The sequence below is a fragment of the Stenotrophomonas sp. DDT-1 genome (assembly GCF_001580555.1).
GTDB classification, from domain to species: Bacteria; Pseudomonadota; Gammaproteobacteria; order Xanthomonadales; family Xanthomonadaceae; genus Stenotrophomonas; species Stenotrophomonas sepilia.
In genome coordinates, this window is the sequence record NZ_LEKR01000062.1 from 1 (window position 1) to 17,125 (window position 17,125).

Annotated in this window: 19 protein-coding genes; all 19 read right to left on the minus strand. The window is 69.0% G+C overall.

The window, feature by feature from the left end:
- Positions 1-697 (minus strand): beta-ketoacyl synthase N-terminal-like domain-containing protein (locus AB839_RS19655; protein WP_275045214.1); only part of this gene is annotated, 697 nt, incomplete at its 3' end.
- Positions 697-1,428, minus strand: coding sequence for a 3-ketoacyl-ACP reductase FabG2 (locus tag AB839_RS19660; protein WP_061480630.1), 732 nt, complete (start codon positions 1,426-1,428; stop codon positions 697-699). The genes AB839_RS19660 and AB839_RS19655, both read right to left, overlap by 1 nt.
- Positions 1,425-1,880 carry a hypothetical protein gene (locus tag AB839_RS19665; protein ID WP_005420287.1) on the minus strand — a complete coding sequence of 152 codons (456 nt, stop codon included), beginning with the start codon at positions 1,878-1,880 and terminating at the stop codon, positions 1,425-1,427. Before AB839_RS19665 ends, AB839_RS19660 begins: the two co-directional genes overlap by 4 nt.
- Entirely contained in the window at positions 1,877-3,061 is a 1,185-nt protein-coding gene (locus AB839_RS19670) for a beta-ketoacyl-ACP synthase (RefSeq protein ID WP_061480631.1), read from the minus strand. Before AB839_RS19670 ends, AB839_RS19665 begins: the two co-directional genes overlap by 4 nt.
- Positions 3,058-3,615 carry a DUF3261 domain-containing protein gene (locus tag AB839_RS19675; protein WP_061480632.1) on the minus strand — a complete coding sequence of 186 codons (558 nt, stop codon included), beginning with the start codon at positions 3,613-3,615 and terminating at the stop codon, positions 3,058-3,060. Before AB839_RS19675 ends, AB839_RS19670 begins: the two co-directional genes overlap by 4 nt.
- On the minus strand, positions 3,603-4,853 hold the full coding sequence (locus AB839_RS19680; protein ID WP_061480633.1) for an NAD(P)/FAD-dependent oxidoreductase: 1,251 nt from the start codon (positions 4,851-4,853) through the stop codon (positions 3,603-3,605). Before AB839_RS19680 ends, AB839_RS19675 begins: the two co-directional genes overlap by 13 nt.
- A gap of 53 nt (positions 4,854-4,906) precedes the next feature.
- Positions 4,907-7,261 carry a hypothetical protein gene (locus AB839_RS19685; protein ID WP_061480634.1) on the minus strand — a complete coding sequence of 785 codons (2,355 nt, stop codon included), beginning with the start codon at positions 7,259-7,261 and terminating at the stop codon, positions 4,907-4,909.
- On the minus strand, positions 7,254-7,883 hold the full coding sequence (locus tag AB839_RS19690; protein ID WP_061480635.1) for an outer membrane lipoprotein carrier protein LolA: 630 nt from the start codon (positions 7,881-7,883) through the stop codon (positions 7,254-7,256). Before AB839_RS19690 ends, AB839_RS19685 begins: the two co-directional genes overlap by 8 nt.
- The gene (locus tag AB839_RS19695; protein ID WP_010482317.1) at positions 7,880-8,311 is read right to left on the minus strand and encodes an acyl-CoA thioesterase; all 432 of its coding nucleotides are present in this window, start codon (positions 8,309-8,311) and stop codon (positions 7,880-7,882) included. The genes AB839_RS19690 and AB839_RS19695 overlap by 4 nt, the downstream gene beginning before the upstream one ends.
- On the minus strand, positions 8,298-9,848 hold the full coding sequence (locus AB839_RS19700) for an aromatic amino acid ammonia-lyase (RefSeq protein WP_061480636.1): 1,551 nt from the start codon (positions 9,846-9,848) through the stop codon (positions 8,298-8,300). Before AB839_RS19700 ends, AB839_RS19695 begins: the two co-directional genes overlap by 14 nt.
- Positions 9,838-10,779 carry an acyltransferase gene (locus AB839_RS19705; protein ID WP_061480637.1) on the minus strand — a complete coding sequence of 314 codons (942 nt, stop codon included), beginning with the start codon at positions 10,777-10,779 and terminating at the stop codon, positions 9,838-9,840. The genes AB839_RS19700 and AB839_RS19705 overlap by 11 nt, the downstream gene beginning before the upstream one ends.
- Before the next feature lies 1 nt (position 10,780).
- Positions 10,781-11,551 carry a glycosyltransferase family 2 protein gene (locus AB839_RS19710; protein ID WP_061480638.1) on the minus strand — a complete coding sequence of 257 codons (771 nt, stop codon included), beginning with the start codon at positions 11,549-11,551 and terminating at the stop codon, positions 10,781-10,783.
- Positions 11,541-13,226: an AMP-binding protein gene (locus AB839_RS19715; protein ID WP_061480639.1), complete on the minus strand. Its 1,686-nt coding sequence runs from the start codon at positions 13,224-13,226 to the stop codon at positions 11,541-11,543. Before AB839_RS19715 ends, AB839_RS19710 begins: the two co-directional genes overlap by 11 nt.
- Complete coding sequence (locus AB839_RS19720; protein ID WP_061480643.1) at positions 13,219-13,770, minus strand: hypothetical protein; 552 nt, start codon at positions 13,768-13,770, stop codon at positions 13,219-13,221. Before AB839_RS19720 ends, AB839_RS19715 begins: the two co-directional genes overlap by 8 nt.
- 22 nt (positions 13,771-13,792) lie before the next feature.
- Entirely contained in the window at positions 13,793-14,050 is a 258-nt protein-coding gene (locus AB839_RS19725) for an acyl carrier protein (RefSeq protein WP_005411609.1), read from the minus strand.
- 17 nt (positions 14,051-14,067) lie between these two features.
- Entirely contained in the window at positions 14,068-14,325 is a 258-nt protein-coding gene (locus tag AB839_RS19730; protein ID WP_005411610.1) for a phosphopantetheine-binding protein, read from the minus strand.
- Complete coding sequence (locus AB839_RS19735; protein ID WP_061480640.1) at positions 14,312-15,109, minus strand: lysophospholipid acyltransferase family protein; 798 nt, start codon at positions 15,107-15,109, stop codon at positions 14,312-14,314. Before AB839_RS19735 ends, AB839_RS19730 begins: the two co-directional genes overlap by 14 nt.
- Positions 15,102-15,845 (minus strand): beta-ketoacyl synthase chain length factor, encoded by a 744-nt coding sequence (locus tag AB839_RS19740; RefSeq protein ID WP_061480641.1) that lies wholly within the window; start codon positions 15,843-15,845, stop codon positions 15,102-15,104. Before AB839_RS19740 ends, AB839_RS19735 begins: the two co-directional genes overlap by 8 nt.
- Before the next feature lie 215 nt (positions 15,846-16,060).
- On the minus strand, positions 16,061-17,074 hold the full coding sequence (gene cydB, locus AB839_RS19745) for a cytochrome d ubiquinol oxidase subunit II (RefSeq protein WP_061480642.1): 1,014 nt from the start codon (positions 17,072-17,074) through the stop codon (positions 16,061-16,063).
- Positions 17,075-17,125 lie beyond the last annotated feature (51 nt).

Sequence of the window (17,125 nt, forward strand, 5' to 3'; positions counted from 1 at the left end):
CCAGGCCATCGCGGCCGGCATCGAACGGGCGTGGCGTGGTCTGCGGCGCGTCGTTGCGCACGCTGGTGGCGAACAGCGTGTCGAACACCGCTGCAGCAGTGGCATCGAGCTGCTCGGCACCGCCGGCCACCATCACCGTCTGCTTGCCGCTGCGGATGGCTTCATAGGCCGCGCCCACACCCTGGCTGCCCGACGTGCAGGCGCTGGAGGTGGTGTACACGCGCCCGGACAGGCCGAAGAACACGCCGATGTTGACCGGCGCGGTGTGGCTCATCATCTTCAGGTAGGTCGTGGCGCTGATGCCATCGGTGGTGAATTCGTTGAGCATGCGCCCGAATTCGCCGGTGGCCTCGTGGCTGCCGGACGAGGAACCATAGGCCACGCCGGTACGGCCACTGCGCAGCACCGGATGCTCATGCAGGCCTGCCTCGCGCAGCGCCACCTCGGTGGCGCGCACCGACATGATCGCGACCTTGCCCATCGAGCGGGTGGTCTTGCGGTTGTAGTTCGGCGGCAGCTCGAAGTCCTGCGCCGGCGCGGCCAGCTTGGTGTTCAGCCCGGCATAGACATCCCACTCGGGCATCGCGCGCACCGCGTTGCGGCAGCTGCGCAGGTGCGCTTCGATGGTGGGCCAGTCGTGGCCGAGCGGACTGATGGCGGCGGCGCCGGTGACCACCACGCGACGATCGGCGGCCATCAGATCATGCCTCCGTTCACCGAGATCACCTGCCGGGTGATGTAGCCGGCCGGTTCGGACAGCAGGAACGCCACGGTAGCCGCCACTTCGTCCGGGCGGCCAACGCGGCCGACGGGAATCAGCTTGAGCGCGTGTTCAACCACTTCGTCGTTGAGCATTTCGGTCTCGATCAGGCCCGGGGCCACGCAGTTGACGGTGATCTGGCGGCTGGCCAGTTCCAGCGCCAGGGCCTTGGTGGCGCCGATGATGCCGGCCTTGGCGGCACTGTAGTTGACCTGCCCGCGGTTGCCGGCCAGTCCGGAGACCGACGACAGGGTGACGATGCGGCCCGGCTTGCGCCGCCGCACCATCGGCATGATCAGCGGATGCAGGACGTTGTAGAAGCCATCCAGGTTGGTGTGGATGACCTGGTCCCAATCGTCCTCCGACAGCGCCGGGAAGGCGCCGTCACGGGCGATGCCGGCATTGCAGACCACGCCGTAATACGCGCCATGTGCCTCGACATCGGCTTCCAGCGCGGCCCTCGCGGCCTCGCGGTCGGCCACGTCGAACACCAGTACGCGGGCCTGCTGGCCCAGTGCCTGGATCTCGGTGACCACCGCCTGTGCTTCATCCACGCGGCTGCGGCAATGCACCACCACGTCGAAGCCATCGCGCGCGATGCGCAGCGCGATGGCCCGGCCGATGCCCCGGCTGGCGCCGGTCACCAGCACGCTTCGATTCCCTGTCATGCCTGTCCACTCTCCAGATAGGCCATCGCGTCGGCCGGTTCGAACACCGAGACGTTGGCTGTCGCCCATTCTTCCTCGCCTGCCAGGATGCGGCAGGCGAACATCCCCAATCCATTGTCACCCAACAGCTCGCAGCGCGCCTGTACGCGCAGCCGCGAACCGCTGGGGAAGCTGCTGCGCGCGCTGCTGTAGCGGCGGCTGCCGAGCAGGAAGCCCAGCTGCGGTGGCCTGCCGGCCGCACGCGCGCGGCAACCGGCCCAGGCCGCGATGGCCTGCGCCATGTACTCGATGCCGACCCATGCCGGCACCTGGTCATCCTCGACGAACAGGCCGGCCTCGGGCACCACCAGTTCGGCCTCGATGGCGTCCTGGTCCCATTGCGTGATGCGCTCCAGCAGGCACATGTCCTGGCGGTGCGGCACCACGTCTTCGATCGCGTACAGCGTGTTCATCGACGCTCCAGTGCCAGCACGGCATTGCTGCCGCCGAAGGCGAACGAATTGCTCAGCACCCGCCGTGGCGGCTGCGCAAGGCGCGTGCCCGGTGCGACCAGCGGCAGCACCGGCAGTGCCGGGTCGGCCACGCCGTCCCACCAGTGCGGCGGCAGCAGCTGCTGCGGGTTCTCGGCCAGCACGATCCAGCACAGCGCCGCCTCGATGGCACCCGAGGCACCCAGCGTGTGGCCGGTCAACGGCTTGGTCGAACTGGCCGGCACGTGGCTGCCCAGCACCTGCGACACGGCCAGGCTTTCCATCGCATCGTTGTGGCCGGTCGCGGTCCCATGCAGGTTCACATAGTCCACTTCACCGGCGGCCCAGCCAGCACGCTGCAGCGCCTGCTGCAGGGCGTCGATGGCACCCAGGCCCTGCGGGTCCGGGGCGGACATGTGGTGGGCGTCGGCCGACTCGCCCCACCCCGCCAGGCATACCGGGCCGGGTTCGCGGGTGAGCAGGAACAGCGCGGCGCCTTCGCCGATGTTGATACCGGTACGATGCTGCGAGAACGGATTGCAGCGTTGGGCCGAGACCGATTCCAGCGCGCTGAAGCCGGCCACGGTGAAGCGGCACAGCGAATCGGCGCCACCGGCGATCACCGCATCGACGATGCCGGCGCGCAGCATGCGTGCAGCCGACATCAGCGCCTTGGCACTGGACGAGCAGGCAGTGGACAGGGTCCATGCCGGCCCCTGTGCGCCACTGCGCTGGCGCACGAACTGCGCGGCGGTGCCCATTTCCTGCTGGGCGTAGTCAAAGCCCTGCGGCCACTGGCCCTGTTCGGCATGGCTGCGCAATGCCTGCTCCGATTCACCAATGCCCGAGGTGCTGGTGCCCAGCACCACCGCTACGCGCTCGGCGCCATGGCGGGCGATCGCCGCGGCCACTGCCGGCGCGATCTGAGCCAATGCCACGTCCAGCAGGGCATTGTTGCGCCCGCGCAGGGCCACCGGCAGGTCATCCAGCGCCGGCAGCGGCGTGCGTACTTCTCCCAGCGCCAGGGTGCGCCCCGGCAACAGGCTGTCGTTGTCGCTGAGCCCGCCCGGCGCGTCGGCGAACAGTGCCGACGTCACTGCGGCGCGGCCAGCGCCGAGTGCACAGACCACACCCAGGTCGTTCAGGTAGATCGGTGCGCTCATCGGTACGGCCCGGCCATGTCGATCGATTCGATGCGCAGCGCATAGCCTTCGGCGCGGTTGTCCAGCTGCACGCTGCCATCGTCCAGCCGCTGCAGGTGCAGCCACACGGTGCCCTCACGCGACAGGCTGCGCTGATGGCCATCATCACTGACCTGCCAGCCCGGCGGCAGCACGGCGGCAATGGCCGCGGTCGGCCACAGCGCGAACTGCAGGTCATCCAGCACGCGCTCGGCGCGCACCTGCGGTGGCAGCCATGGCGCGCGCTGCTGGGTCAGCTGCTGGCCGTCCCATTGCAGGCGCACACCGGTCTGGCCCATCGCCTGCACGGCCAGCTGCACCTGCTGGGCGTCGGCTTCCAGCAGCGCGTCGAGATCGCGCTCATGCGTGCCGAAGCGGAAATGCAGCTGCTGCTGCAGCGCCAGCGGCGTCGGCAGGCTGGCCGGCGCCAGGCGCAGCGGCGGCAGTTCCACCTGCGGTTTCGGCATGCGGCCGGCACAGGCGGCCAGCAGCAGGCACAGCAGCAGGGCCGCAGTACGGAAGATCAGGCGCTGCACAATTCCTCCAGCACGCGCATGCGGCGACCACTTTCATCGGCCACATACGGATTCTTGGTGTCCCAGGCATAACCGGCCAGGATGGAGCTGATCATGTCGCGCACTTCGGGCTGCTGCTGCGGGTGGTAGATGATCTTCTGGAAGCCGCCCTGGTACCAGCTTTCGACGAAGCGGCGGAAGGTCTTCACGCCCGCGCGCAGCGGGATCGAGAACTCGGCCTCCCAGTCCACGGCCTGGCCGGCATAGCGGCGCTTGAGGCATTCGCTGGCGAGCTGCGCGGACTTGAAGGCAATGGTCACGCCGGAGGAGAACACCGGATCGAGGAACTCGCCGGCGTTGCCCAGCAACGCGTAGCCGGGCCCCCACAGCGAACTGACGTTGGCCGAATAGCCGGTGATCCGGCGCACCGGCAGCACCGCCCATTCGGCGTTGGCCAGCAGGCGGGTCAGGTTGGGGTCCTCGCCGACGATGGCCTGCAGCTTCTGCAGGTCGTCACCCTCGTAGCGCTCGAAGAACGACGGCTCGGCGACCACGCCCAGCGAACTGCAGCCATTGGAGAACGGGATCGTCCAATACCAGACGTCGATGTGCTCGGGGTGGGTGGTGATCAGGATCTTGTTGCGATCGAAGTCCGCTTCGGCCGGAATGTTGTCGCGCACGTGGCAGAAGATCGCGCCGCGCACCGGGAAGTTGGACGGCGATTCCAGCTGCAGCAGCCGCGGCAGCAGGCGCGCGAAGCCTGAGGCGTCGAGGATGAAATCGGCCTCGATGCGGTACTCGCTACCGTCCGGACGGCGTACCGTCACCGCCGGTTGCTCGCCCGGCTCGACCGACAGCACCTCGTCGCCGAAACGCAGCGTGGCCCCCATGCGCTCGGCGCCGCGTGCCAGCACGTTGTCGAAGTCGGCGCGCTGCACCTGGTAGGTGGTGCCCCAGCCCGGCGAGAACTTCTTCCGGAAGTCGAACGCAGTACGCGCTTCGCCGTGCACGAAGGCGGCACCGTTCTTGTACTGGAAGCCCGCCTCGACCACGTCCTGCAGCAGGCCGGCCGCCTCGATGTACTCCATGCTCTGCGGCAGCAGGCTTTCGCCGATGGAGAAGCGCGGGAACTGCTGGCGTTCCAGCATCAGCACCTGGCGGCCCTGCTGGCGCAGCATCGCCGCGGCCACGGAACCGGCCGGGCCGGCGCCGATGATCAGGATTTCAGTGCGTTCGACAGCATCCACAGCAGTGTTCATCGGTGCGTCCTTGTTGCTCGATCAAGTGGAAAGAAGGAAGTCGGAAAACAGGCTCAGGCCGGCGGCAGATCGTGCGGCGGCGGACGGAACAGCGGCGAGATCAGCCAGACCAGGCCGATGCCGAACAGCAGGGTCAGGCCGAACGCGCGCAACGCCGGGGTCTGCGACAGGCCCAGCAAGCCGAACGACAGCCAGGTGCTGGCCGCGCCCACGCACACGGCCAGCCAGGCACTGGCGTCGCCGCGGTGCTCGATCAGGAAAATGCCGTAGTCGATGCCCATGCCCAGCAGCAGCATCAGTGCCAGCACGTTGAACAGCTGCAGCGGCTGGCCGAACAGGCCCAGCAGGCCCAAGGTCAATGCGCCGGCAATCAGGGTCGGCGCGAACACGCGCCAGGCCTGGCGGCGGTAGCGCAGCCACAGCGCGCCGAACACCAGCACGATGCCGACCAGCAGCAGCCCGCCCATCAGCTTGCGGTAGTGGCCCAGCAGCTGCGAGAAGTCGGCGGTGCGATCCACCCAGCGCACACCGGGCAGGCCCTCGGCCGCGCCGCGCAGGGTGGTCAGCGCGTCGGCGCGCGACAGGTCATCGACCATCACCACGCTGATCATCTGCCCGCCGACCTGGCCCACCCACAGGTGCCGGAACGGCTGCGAGGCCGGCGAGGCCAGGAACGCTTCGGCGGTGAGTGGCGCGTCCGCGAACGGCGGTCGCTGCAGTGGCTCTCCCACGGCCTCGGACACGGCCGCAAGCACACCCGGTTCAACCTTCGCAGTCAGCGCCGCATCGGCCTGCTGGCGCGACGGCGACGGCAGCCAATCGCTGATCGCGCGATAGCCCCCAATGCGCTTCTGGTTGGCCAGTACGCGCAGGCGTTCGGTCAACGCTTCCTCACGCTGCAGCAGCTGCGCCGCGTCGGTGCCCTGTACCAGGTAGAACTGTGCCGGGCTGGGTATGCCCAGCAGCTGGCTCAAGCGGATCTGCTGCGCCATCAGCGCGGGCGGCGACGATTGCAGGCTGCGCAGGTCGTCGTTGCTGTGCAGGCGGGCGATACCGATTGCAGCCAGTGACAGCGTGATCACCACGAACACCGTCAGCGGGCGACGGCCATGCAGGCGCGGGAAGCGCTCCAGCGTGTTGCCCAGCCACTGCGAGAAACGGGTCTGGCGGATCTCGCCGCCATCCAGCCACGGGAACCAGAAAATCACCGTAAGGAAGGCGGCGGCCAGGCCGACCACCGAGAACAATGCCATCTGGCGCAGGCCCGGGAACGGGGCCAGGCCCAGTGCCAGGTAGGCCAGCGCACTGGTCAGCAGGGCCAGCCACAGGCCGGGCAGCAGGTGCCGCAGCAGTTTCCAGCGACGATCAGCCGGTTCGGCCTGGCGCGAAGCGAACCAGTGGATGCCGTAGTCCTCGGCCACGCCCACCAGCGACGCACCAAACACCAGGGTCAGCACATGCACCTTGCCAAACACCAGCACGGTCACCGCCAGCGCCACGCCACAGCCGATCAGCAGTGAGGCGGCAACCAGCAGGATCGGTCGCAGCGAACGGAACGCCAGCCACACCAGCAGCAGCACCGCGGCCAGCGAGCCCCAGCCGATCGTGTTGATCTCCTGGTTGGCCTGCACCGCCGCCGCTTCGGCGTGCAGCGGCACACCCGCATGCAGGATTTCCAGTTCTGGCGCCGCCGCCCTGGCGGCCAGCCCGGCACGTTCCAGCAGGCCGTCGAGATGGCGCTCGCCGTCAAGCTGGAACGCCGACCCCGGCGTATCGAACTGCAGTACGGCCCAATGGCTGCCCTCAGCTTCGAGCAGGCCGTCATCGCCCAGCCGCAACCCCGACCCCTGCGCCTGCTGCTGCCACCATTGCGGCCACAGCGACAGCGGGTCTTGCCGCCAGTCGGTCAGGCGCGGGGCGCCCATCGGACCGTACAGCGCAGCCAACGCCTGCTCGGCCAACGCGCCCGGCTCGCTGCCCTGCAGCTGCTCGCGCTGGGCCGGGGTCAGCAGGCGGTCGCGGTACGGCGCGTAGAACGCGCGCGCCTCGTCGAACCAGCCTTCGATCGAACCGCTGGGCACCAGCAACGCACTGTCGGCATCCGCCGCCATCGCCGCAGCGAACGCCGCCTGTGCGCGCTTGGCGGCGGCGCCATCCTTGCTGCCCAGCAGCACCACCACCTGGCGCGAGCTGCCGTCGGCGATGCGCCGGGTGACGTCACTCAACAGGCGGTCATGCGCGTCCTGCGGCAGCAGGGCGAGGATGTCGGTGTCGATCCGCGACTGCTGGCTCCACAGGCGCCATTGCTGCGCCCCCAACACCAGCAGGAGCACCAGCCAGGCGATGCCCAGCCAGTGCCACCAGCGCCGCAACCGGTCCGGCCCGTTCGATGCTGCACCCTCACTCAAAGCGGCGTGCCTCGTCGGCGGTGAGCGTGGCCGGCGCTTCGCTCAGTGCACTGAACTGGATCTGCGTGCGGTCCTTGTTGGCCTCGACGATCTCGACCTGGCGCACGTAGCGGTCACCTTGCAGGGTCAGCGACTGGAACGCCTTGGCCAGCATCGCCGACTTCGGCGTCAGCCGCAGCCGCCAGCCCTGCCCTTCACGGCTGGCCGCCACGTTGAACTGGCCGGACAGCGCCTGCACGTCGCCACTCATCAGCGCGAACATGATCGCGTTCACCGAACGCATCGCCGGCTGCTGCCGCGCATCGAGCTCGACACGGGTGCTGCCATCGCGCTGGCGGCTGAGGATGCGGTCGGCGGTGACCACCACTTCGGAGGGGAACGGCTTGAGCGTGGTCCAGATCACGCCATGCTGGCGCGCGACCACGAACTGGCCCTGCGAGCGCAGCGGGTTCTTGAAGCCGCTGACCTGCTTTTCCTGGCTGAACTGGCCACGCAGCACGTCCGGCCGCGCCACCGCCTGGGTGATCACATCAATGGCGGCGTCGGCCGCCTGCACCTGCGGCGCGGCAATGAACATCAGCGCGCACAGAAGCACGCTCGAAAGGCGGACAAGGGTGTTCACGGTGCAGGCACTCCCAGGCGTTCCCACAGTACCGGCGGGCACTGGTACAGCATTTCCCTGCTGGTCGCGTCCACCGCGACCTGGATGGTCATCGCACGGGTCAGCACCTGGCCGCTTTCCGCATCAAGGATCTCGTACTCGATCTTCAGCCGGTTCTCCCATTCCACGATGCGCGCAATCACGCGCAGCGCCTGGTTGAACAGCAGCGGGCGCACGTACTTCACCCGCGCATCGACCACCGGCCACAGGTAGCCCGATTCGAGCATCTGCGGGTAGTCGTAGTCGTAGCGCCCAAGCAGCGCGCAGCGCGCGATCTCGAAGTACTTGAAGTAGTTGCCATGCCAGACCACGTTCATCGGATCGCAGTCATGGAAGGCGGGGGTCAACGCAATTTCGCCAACCCGTTCAATAGCCTCATTCACCGGCATACAGCTCCCAACGTTGCGCGCGGATCTCCACCAGCAGTTCCCGCAGTTCGCGATCCAGCGCGCGGTCTTCTTCAACCAGGGCGATGCGCTGCCCCAGGTCGGCGTACATGCCGGCCAGACTGCCATGCAGCTGCGCGTTCAGGCCAACCCGTTCGCGCAGCGCAAGGCCCTGGCGGGCGGCGATCAGCATCGCGGCCACCACCTGTTCAGTCAGCTCGATCACGCGCAGGCAGTCGCGCGCGGCGATGGTGCCCATGCTGACCTTGTCCTGGTTGTGGCACTCGGTGGAACGCGAGAACACGCTGGCCGGCAGGGTCTGCTTCAGCGCTTCGGCCGTCCAGGCCGACACGCTGATCTGCAGCGCCTTCAGGCCATGATTGATGGCCGCGCGCGGGCCGGTGGCCGCCGACAGGTTGGCCGGCAGGCCATGGTTGTAACGGGCATCCACCACCAGCGCCAGCTGCCGGTCGAGCAGGTCGGCAACGTTGGCCACGGTGTTCTTCAGGGTGTCCATCGCCAGCGCGATGTGGCCGCCGTAGAAGTGGCCGCCATGCAGGATGCGCTCGCCGTCGGCATCGATCAGCGGATTGTCGTTGGCGCTGTTCAGTTCGGTTTCGATCAGCTGGCGCAGGAACGGCAGGCTGTCCTCCAGCACGCCGATCACGTGCGGCGCGCAGCGCAGCGAATAGCGGTCCTGCAGGCGCTGTTCATTGCGTGGCGGACGCTCGCTGTGCAGGTCGCTGCGCAGGCGCGCGGCGATGCGGCCCTGGCCCGGGTGCGGCTTGGCCGCGAACAGGGTTTCGTCGAAGTGGTGCGCGTTGCCGTCGCTGGCCAGCACGTTGAACGCGGTCAGGCGCGTGGCCATGCGCGCCAGGTAGTCGGCGCGCTGCCAGGCCAGGCAGGCCAGGCCGGTCATCACCGCGGTGCCGTTCATGATCGCCAGGCCTTCCTTCGGCCGCAGCTTCAGCGGGGTCATGCCGATCTTCGCCAGCACCTCGGCAGCAGGCTGCACGCGGCCATCGTGCAGCACCTCGCGCTCGCCGCACAGCACCGCCGCCACGTAGGACAGCGGGGTCAGGTCACCACTGGCCCCCACCGAGCCTTCGGCCGGGATCATCGGCAGCACGTCGTGCTGCAGCAGCGTGGCCAGGCCTTCCAGCAGCGGCATGCTGACACCGGACATGCCACGCACCAGCGACGCCAGGCGCGCGGCCAGCACCGCACGGGTCTCGACCGGGTCCAGGTAACGGCCCAGGCCGCAGCCATGGTAGGTGTACAGGTGGTGCGGCAGTTCAGCCACCAGTGCCGGCGGGATGTTCACCGTGCACGAATCGCCATAGCCGGTGGTCACACCGTAGATCACGCCATCTTCGCGCAGCAGGCGGTCAAGGAAGTCGGCACCGCGCTGGATGTGCGCGCGGAACGCCGGCGCGTCGCTCAGTGCGGCCTCGCACTGGCGCTGGGCCAGGGCAACCACGTCTTCGATGGTCAACGGTGCATCGCCAAAGCGGCACACGGGTACGGCGTCAGTCGTCATGCGGAGCCTGATCCCAGAAGGGGAAGAAATTGAACCAGTCCAACGGGGACTGGATGACCTGGAGTTCCAGCCAGCGCGCGAAGCGCTGTGCCTGTTCGGCAAGTGCCGCGTCGCGCGAGCCACGCGGCAGCACGATGCGTTCGGCGAACTGTTCAAACGCCACGCGGTAGCCCTCGCCCTGGTGCAGGCAGGCCATGGTGTAGACCGGGCAGCCCAGCGCCGCAGCCAGCACGTAAGCGCCGATAGGGAACGGTGCGCGGTGGCCGAGGAAATCGGCGGTGACGCTGCGACCGCCCTGCACCGGCGTGCGGTCGCCGACGATGGCGACGAAGCCCCCCGCCGCCACGCGCTCGGCCAGCATCACCGCTGTGGCCGGCCCCATTCCGGTCACCTGCACCAGCTCCACCGCCGCCAGCGGGTCCAGCCGCTGCAGCAGGCGGTTGAAGCGCTGCGCATGCGCGGTGTGCACCAGCACGGTGATGCGGAACCCCGGCACCTGTTCGGCCAGCACCTGGCACAGTTCCAGGCAGCCGATGTGCGCGGTGAGGATCAGACCGCCTTCGCGGCGCGCGATCTTCTGCAGCACCAGGTCGCGGTGCAGGTGGATACGGTTGGCCGGGTAGCGCCCGCCCAGGCCGAGGATCTTGTCCAGCATCGTGTCGGCGAAGGCGAAGAAGTGGCGCAGGCTGTCGCGCCGGGTTGGCGCGCGGCCGAGCACGCCGCTGTATGCCTGCAGCCGCTGCAGGTACTGCATCGAGGCCTGTCGCCCCACACGGTTACCCAGCCAATGGCAGGCCACCACCGGCCACGCGCACAGGCGGAATGGCCAGCGCCCGAACCAGCGGTGCACCCAGCACAGGAACAGCACGCCGGCCACCGACGTCGATTCGCCGATGTCGGCCCAGTGCGGGGCGTCCTGCGCGGTCGCCATTTCAGCGCTGCCCCTGCAGGCGGCGCCACAGCAGCCGCGGTGCGCGCCAGAGCATGCCGAAGAACAGGCGGGTGTGCATGCGGCTGATGCGCACGTTGTCGCGCCACACATCGAAGTGCGACACGCCATCGGCGGGATAGGTCACGCGCGTGGCCAGGTGCTCGACCGGCAGCTGGCGCCAGTACAGGCGCACCATCACTTCAGTATCGAAATCCATGCGCCGGCCGATGGTCTCTTCACCGATCAGGCGCAGCACCGGTGGCAGGGGATACACCCGGAAGCCGCACATGGTGTCGCGCAGGTGCAGCGACAGCGTGTTGATCCAGACCCAGACGTGGGTGGCGTAGCGGCCATACAGGCGTGCCTTGGGAACACTGGCGTCGTAGGCCGGAATGCCGCAGATCACCGCGTCGGGATGCACACGCGCGGCCTCGATGAAGCGTGGCAGGTCAGCGGTATCGTGCTGGCCGTCTGCGTCGATCTGCAGCACGTGGCTGTAGCCACGCGCGCCGGCTTCAACAAAACCGGCCAGCATCGCCCCACCCTTGCCCTGGTTGGCGTCCAGGCGCAGCAGGTCGACGCCCTGGCGCTGTGCCAGCGTGCGCAGCACCGCCGCGCACGCCTCATGCGAACCATCGTCGACCAGCAGGCAAGGCAGGCCAGCGGCCTGCACACCGTCGACCACCGCCACGATGGCGTGCTCGTGGTCGTAGACGGGAATCACCACCAGTGGCGCAAACGCGGCACCGGCAACGGCCGGGTCAGTCCGCATCGGCGAAAACCACCTTGCCGCTGGCATGCACACCGTGGCTGGAGGTATAGCGGAAGGCGAGCACGTTGCGTGCGGCATCCCAGTCCAGCTGCAGGGTCAACTCATCGCCGGGGCGGGCCACGTGCTGGAACTTCACCGCGTCCATGCGCAGGAACACGCGCGGCATCGCAAATGCCTGGCGACCGAAACGCATCGCCCAGTCCAACTGCGCCACACCGGGCAGGATCGCCGCCTGCGGGAAGTGGCCCTGGAACGGTCGCAGCGCCGATTCGAGGGTCATGCGCAGCGTGGCGCTGGCGGCGTCGCGGCGGTCCCAGACCGGCACCGGCATCAGTGGCTGGAACAGCGCCGCCAATGCCGCCTGGGTCACCTTGCCCTGCGCGTTGATCGGCAACGCCTGCACCAGGCGCCAACGGCGCGGCCGGGTCACCGCGTCATGCGCATGCGCCAGGCGCGCGCCCAGGCGTTGGCCGAGCGCACGGCGCGCGGCGTCGCCGCCCTCCAGCAGCGCCGGATCGGCCGGAACCACCACGGCGGCCAACTGCTCGCGCTGCCCGGGCAGCACCAGCACGCGCACGTCATCCACTTCGGTGTCTTCGCGCAGCGCGCGTTCCAGTGCATCCAGCGAGACGCGGCGCTCTTCGATCTTGACGATGCGGTCGGCGCGGCCCAGCAGCCGGAAACGGCCATCGGCCAAGGCTTCCACGCGGTCCTGGGTGCGCCACCAGCCGGGAGTTTCCAGATGCGCCGAGGCCACCGCCAGGCAGCCGTCGTCGATCCGCCATTGCACACCCGGCAGCGGCTGCCACGGCGGCAGGTCGGTGTCCCAGCGGCGCCAGGCGATACCGCCGGTCTCGCTGCTGCCATAGACCTCGGTCGGCGCCACGCCCAACCACTGCCGCACCTGTCGCGCCGCGTCCTCCGGCAGCGGGCCACCGGAGGAGAACACCGCGCGCAGGCGGCCATGCAGGCTGGCCCAGTCGAGCTGCTCGGGCAGGCGCTTGAGATGGGCCGGCGTCGCCACCAGCACCGTGTCGGTACCGGCCAGCGCACCCACCAGGTCTTCGTGGAAGAACCGGCGCGGATGGATCAGGCGGCCGGCGGCCAGCGGCCACAGCACCCGGAACAGCAGCCCGTAGATGTGCTGGTGGGACACCGTGCCGTGCACCTGCGCGCCCTCCAGCTGCGCGCCGAACGCGGCCTGCAGCGCTTCCACCTCGCGCGCCAGCTGGTCCAGGCGCTTGCCGATCGCACTGGGCTGGCCGGTGCTGCCGGAGGTGAACACGCACAGCTCGCAGGCGCGCTCGTCCAGCGCCTGCAGTTCGTCGTCCAGCGCGGCGTCCAGCGCCGCCAGCGGGCGGTAATCGGCCGGCACGTCGCCCGCGAAACCGCTCACCTGCGGCTGCAGCGCCTGCAGCGTGGCCGGCAGGTTGTCAGCAGCCAGGAACACCCGCTTGCCGGCATGCCAGGCGCCGAACAGCGCCGCAGCGAAGGCCACGGCGTCATCGAAGTACAGGGCCCAGTCGCGGCCTTCGGCCGCCGCAAAGGCGGCGCGCCAGCCCAGCACGCGCTGGCGGAAGCAGGCGTGGTCAACCATGTCTCCGTCGCACAGGCCGACGCTGCGCTGCGGCCGCGCCTCCAGCAGCAGCCGGTCCAGGGCAATCCACTCAGCCATGCGCGTGCGCCGCCTTCACCCGCCGCCGCACCAGCCACTCACCTGCGAACAACACGCCCATCATCACGTACGCCAACAGTCCGTTGTAGAGCATCCAGGCCCGGTCCGACGCGTACAGCGCGGTCAGCAGGGCCAGGCTGCCGTTGAGAACGAAGAAGCCGCTCCACACCTGGGTGACGCGGCGGGTATAGGCCACCGCAAACGGGGGCAGGTCCGGCTCCTGCAGCCGCGCCAGGCGCTCCACCAGCGGCGGCCCGAAACGCAGGCTGGTGCCGAACACCGCCAGCATCACCGCATTGACCAGCACCGGGTACAGCTTCAGCGGCAGGGCCTGGTTGAGCACGGTGGCCAGCACCGCCAGCAGGCCGGTGCCGGCGGCGGCGGCCCACCACAATGGCTGGCGCGTGCTCAGCGCACGCAGCAGGGCCAGGGTGAACAGCAGCAGCGACAGCCAGCGCGGCTCGAAGCGGCCCATCGCCAGGTACACCAGCAGCGGGTAGGCGAGCGAGATCGCTGCCACCACGACGGTACGTGCGCGAGCCATGGCGAAGCCGCCGGCGCTGCGGTCAGGCGGCTGCCTGGTCCGGCAGCAGTCCATGCACGACATCAACGATGTCCTGCACGGTGCGCACGGCCTTGAACGCTTCCGGCTGCAGGTTGCGGCCGAGCAGTGGCTTGAGCTGCACGATCAGGTCGACCGCATCGATGCTGTCGATGTCCAGGTCGTCATACAGGCGGGCCTCGGGGGTGATCCGGGCGGTTTCAATCTCGAAGCTGTCGGTCAGGATGCTGACGATGCGTTCGAACAGTTCATTCTTGGTCATGGCTATTCCTGGCGCCGTTACGACTGGCGGGCGGCGACGAACTCGCCGAGCGCGCGCACGCTGGAGAAATGGCGACGGGTTTCTTCCGAATCGGCCGAGAGGCTGACACCGTACTTCTTCTGCAGCGCCAGGCCCAGCTCCAGCGCATCGATCGAATCCAGGCCCAGGCCCTCGACGAACAGCGGCGCGGTCGGATCGATGTCCTCCGGCGTGATGTCCTCCAGCGAAAGGGAGGAAATGATCAATTCCTTGATCTCGTGCTCAAGTGCTTGCACGGGGCGGATCTCCAGACAGGTCGAAATAACGAGAAAGGTGCTCGGTGACGCGGCGGGCTGCCAAGGCATCCCCCCTTGGCGAGTCGTCATCGGCCAGGAAGGGCGCGATCGGGATATCTTCGCCGATCTGCAGCCGAACGTGAAAGCGACGTGAGGGGACACGATACCACTTCTGTCCCTTGGTCAACGTGGGCGGGGTGCAGGTGATCCGCACCGGGGTGATGTCCAGCCGGCCACGGACGGCGATGTTGGCGGCCCCGCGCTGCAGCCGCGGCGGCTGGCCCGGCACGCTGCGGGTGCCCTCGGGGAAGATCACCAGGGTGCCGCCGGCGCGCACCGCCGCCACGCAGTCATCGACCAGGCCAGCGCCATCGTCATTGGAGATGTAGCCGGCCGCCCGCACCGGACCGCGCATGAACGGGTTGCGGGCCACGGCGCGTTTCACCACGCAATCGGCGTTGGGCAGCAGCGAGATCAGGCAGACCACGTCGATCAGGGTCGGGTGATTGGCCAGGACCAGCAAACCGTCGCGCTGCAGGCGTTCACCGCCCTCGATCTGGTAGGTCATCACCCCCAGCGCACGCATCAGGCGCAGATGGCTGGCAAAGGCAACCTGAACCACGCGGCGCGCCCGGCGGCGACGGACCACCGGGTCGCGCATCAGCAGCAGCACCGGCATCACCAGCACGCCCAGCAACAGGCCACCCATGCCGAATGCGGCAAAGCTCAGGCCGGTGCCGAGCACCCGCCAGGCATGATCGAGGCGGCGCAGCGCCTCAGCCACGGCGCCCCCAGTGCCAACGCTGGCCTTGGGCCACGTGCTCCAGCGCCGGCGCACCGGACAGCAGGAAGCGGTGCAGGTCCAGCGCGTGCGGCAGCGCGCCCGGGGCGGTGGCAGTGGCCTCCGGCGCCGCCTCCCACTGCAGGGAGAGGGTCGGCTGGCCCGGCGTCGGCGCCGTCAAACGCCAACACCAGGCAAAGAACGGGTCGGGTTCGTCGGCGAACGTCGCGTAAATCTCGGGAAGGCGCGACTCATACACCACCACCCGCACTTCGCGGGCGCCATCGGCGAGCAGACCGGCCGCTTCCAGGCAGGCGGTTTCGACCGTGGCCTGGCCGGCGGCCAGCGCCAGGTAGTTGCCACGGTGGCCGCGCGCGATCGAGTACAACGCAGCAATCGCGTTGTGTACCGACAGGCCGAACCCCGTCGGTGACAAGGGCTGATCGCTGGCCAGCGCCCCCAGCAGCTCCATCGAACGGGCCACGTCGCCGTGGCGGCTGGCGAACACCAGCGGGACCTGGCTGTCTGCCCCCTGCCCCTCCTCGCACCAGCAGGCGGCCTGGATCGCCATCCGGCCCAGCCGCTCGATGCGCCGGCGCTGCATTGCCGGGATCTCGGCCAGCGCCGGCGTGTCCTCGCCAACCGGCGGATACGGCGCATCGGCCCAGCCCAGCCACTGGCTACGCTCGCTCAGGCCGGGCGCCCAGGCAGCCCAGTCGACGATGGAGAATTCGATCATTTAGCGAAGGTGCTTCAACGGGAGAACGATAGGCACGAGCCATTACGGCGACGCGCGGCGGCCCCCCAGTCCTGCAGCCGTGCGTCCGTCCAGGACGTCGCCGGCTGCCCCCCTGGCTGCCGGAAAGGAGCGCACGCTAGCACGTCCTGCACGGGGTGTGCAGGTTTCACATTCCCCAACACGGGAGCCGGCACCGGCGGCCCCGCTTCAAACGATCAGTGGTAACCGGTATCGGCGTGCACCTTGCCACGGAACACCCGGTACGACCACGCCGTATAACCGAGGATGACCGGCAGCAGAATGACCAGGCCAACCAAGGTAAAGCCCAGCGAGGAGGCCGGCGCGGCGGCCTGCCACAGGGTCATCGACGGTGGCAGCAGGTAGGGCCACATGCCCAGTACCAGGCCGAGGAAGCCGAGCACGAACAGGGCCAGGCTGAGCACGAACGGCGGCAGGTCGTGGCGCGGGTGGGTGGCACTGCGCCACAGCGCGGCGGCTACCGCCAGGGTCAGCAGCGGCACCGGCGACAGCCACCAGAAGTTGCCGTCGCTGAACCAGCGCGCCATCAACCGCGAGTCGAGGAACGGCAGCCAGCTGCTGACCAGGCCCATCGCCGCGATCACCGCCACCACCAGCGGCCGGGTCATCTGCCGCGCCAGCGCCTGCACGCGCCCTTCGGTCTTCAGGATCAGCCAGGTGCTGCCCAGTAACGCATAGCCGGCCACCAGCGCGGCACCGGTCAGCATCGCGAACGGGCTGAACCAGGCGAACGGCCCGCCCTGATAGACACCGTCCACCAGCGGGATGCCCTGCACCAGCGTGCCCAGGATCACGCCCTGGGCGAACGTCGCCAGCAGCGAACCGAGGCCGAACGCCACGCTCCACAGCCGGCGTGACCGATGTGCCTTGAAGCGGAATTCAAAGGCCACGCCACGGAACACCAGCGCCACCACCAGCACCAGCACCGGCAGGTACAGCGCCGACAACAGCACCGCATAGGCCTTGGGGAAGGCCGCCAGCAGGCCGGCACCCCCCAGCACCAGCCAGGTCTCGTTGCCGTCCCAGATCGGCGCGGCGGTGTTCATCATCAGGTCCAGCTGCTCCTCGTCCTCGGCGAAGGGGGCGAGGATGCCGATGCCAAGCACGAAGCCGTCCAGCACCACGTACATCAGCACGCCGAAGCCGATCACCGCGAACCACGCCACCGGCAGCCAGGTCATCAGGTCCATGTCAGCGCTCCTCCAGCGGTTCGTCGGCTGCCGACAGCGGGCGCGCCGGGG

Coding starts and splice junctions, on each gene's coding strand:
- AB839_RS19660 (WP_061480630.1), bottom strand. CDS start 1,428: ATGACAGGGAATCGAAGCGTGCTGGTGACCGGCGCCAGCCGGGGCATC.
- AB839_RS19665 (WP_005420287.1), bottom strand. CDS start 1,880: ATGAACACGCTGTACGCGATCGAAGACGTGGTGCCGCACCGCCAGGAC.
- AB839_RS19670 (WP_061480631.1), bottom strand. CDS start 3,061: ATGAGCGCACCGATCTACCTGAACGACCTGGGTGTGGTCTGTGCACTC.
- AB839_RS19680 (WP_061480633.1), bottom strand. CDS start 4,853: ATGAACACTGCTGTGGATGCTGTCGAACGCACTGAAATCCTGATCATC.
- AB839_RS19695 (WP_010482317.1), bottom strand. CDS start 8,311: ATGCCGGTGAATGAGGCTATTGAACGGGTTGGCGAAATTGCGTTGACC.
- AB839_RS19700 (WP_061480636.1), bottom strand. CDS start 9,848: ATGACGACTGACGCCGTACCCGTGTGCCGCTTTGGCGATGCACCGTTG.
- AB839_RS19705 (WP_061480637.1), bottom strand. CDS start 10,779: ATGGCGACCGCGCAGGACGCCCCGCACTGGGCCGACATCGGCGAATCG.
- AB839_RS19710 (WP_061480638.1), bottom strand. CDS start 11,551: ATGCGGACTGACCCGGCCGTTGCCGGTGCCGCGTTTGCGCCACTGGTG.
- AB839_RS19715 (WP_061480639.1), bottom strand. CDS start 13,226: ATGGCTGAGTGGATTGCCCTGGACCGGCTGCTGCTGGAGGCGCGGCCG.
- AB839_RS19720 (WP_061480643.1), bottom strand. CDS start 13,770: ATGGCTCGCGCACGTACCGTCGTGGTGGCAGCGATCTCGCTCGCCTAC.
- AB839_RS19725 (WP_005411609.1), bottom strand. CDS start 14,050: ATGACCAAGAATGAACTGTTCGAACGCATCGTCAGCATCCTGACCGAC.
- AB839_RS19740 (WP_061480641.1), bottom strand. CDS start 15,845: ATGATCGAATTCTCCATCGTCGACTGGGCTGCCTGGGCGCCCGGCCTG.
- cydB (WP_061480642.1), bottom strand. CDS start 17,074: ATGGACCTGATGACCTGGCTGCCGGTGGCGTGGTTCGCGGTGATCGGC.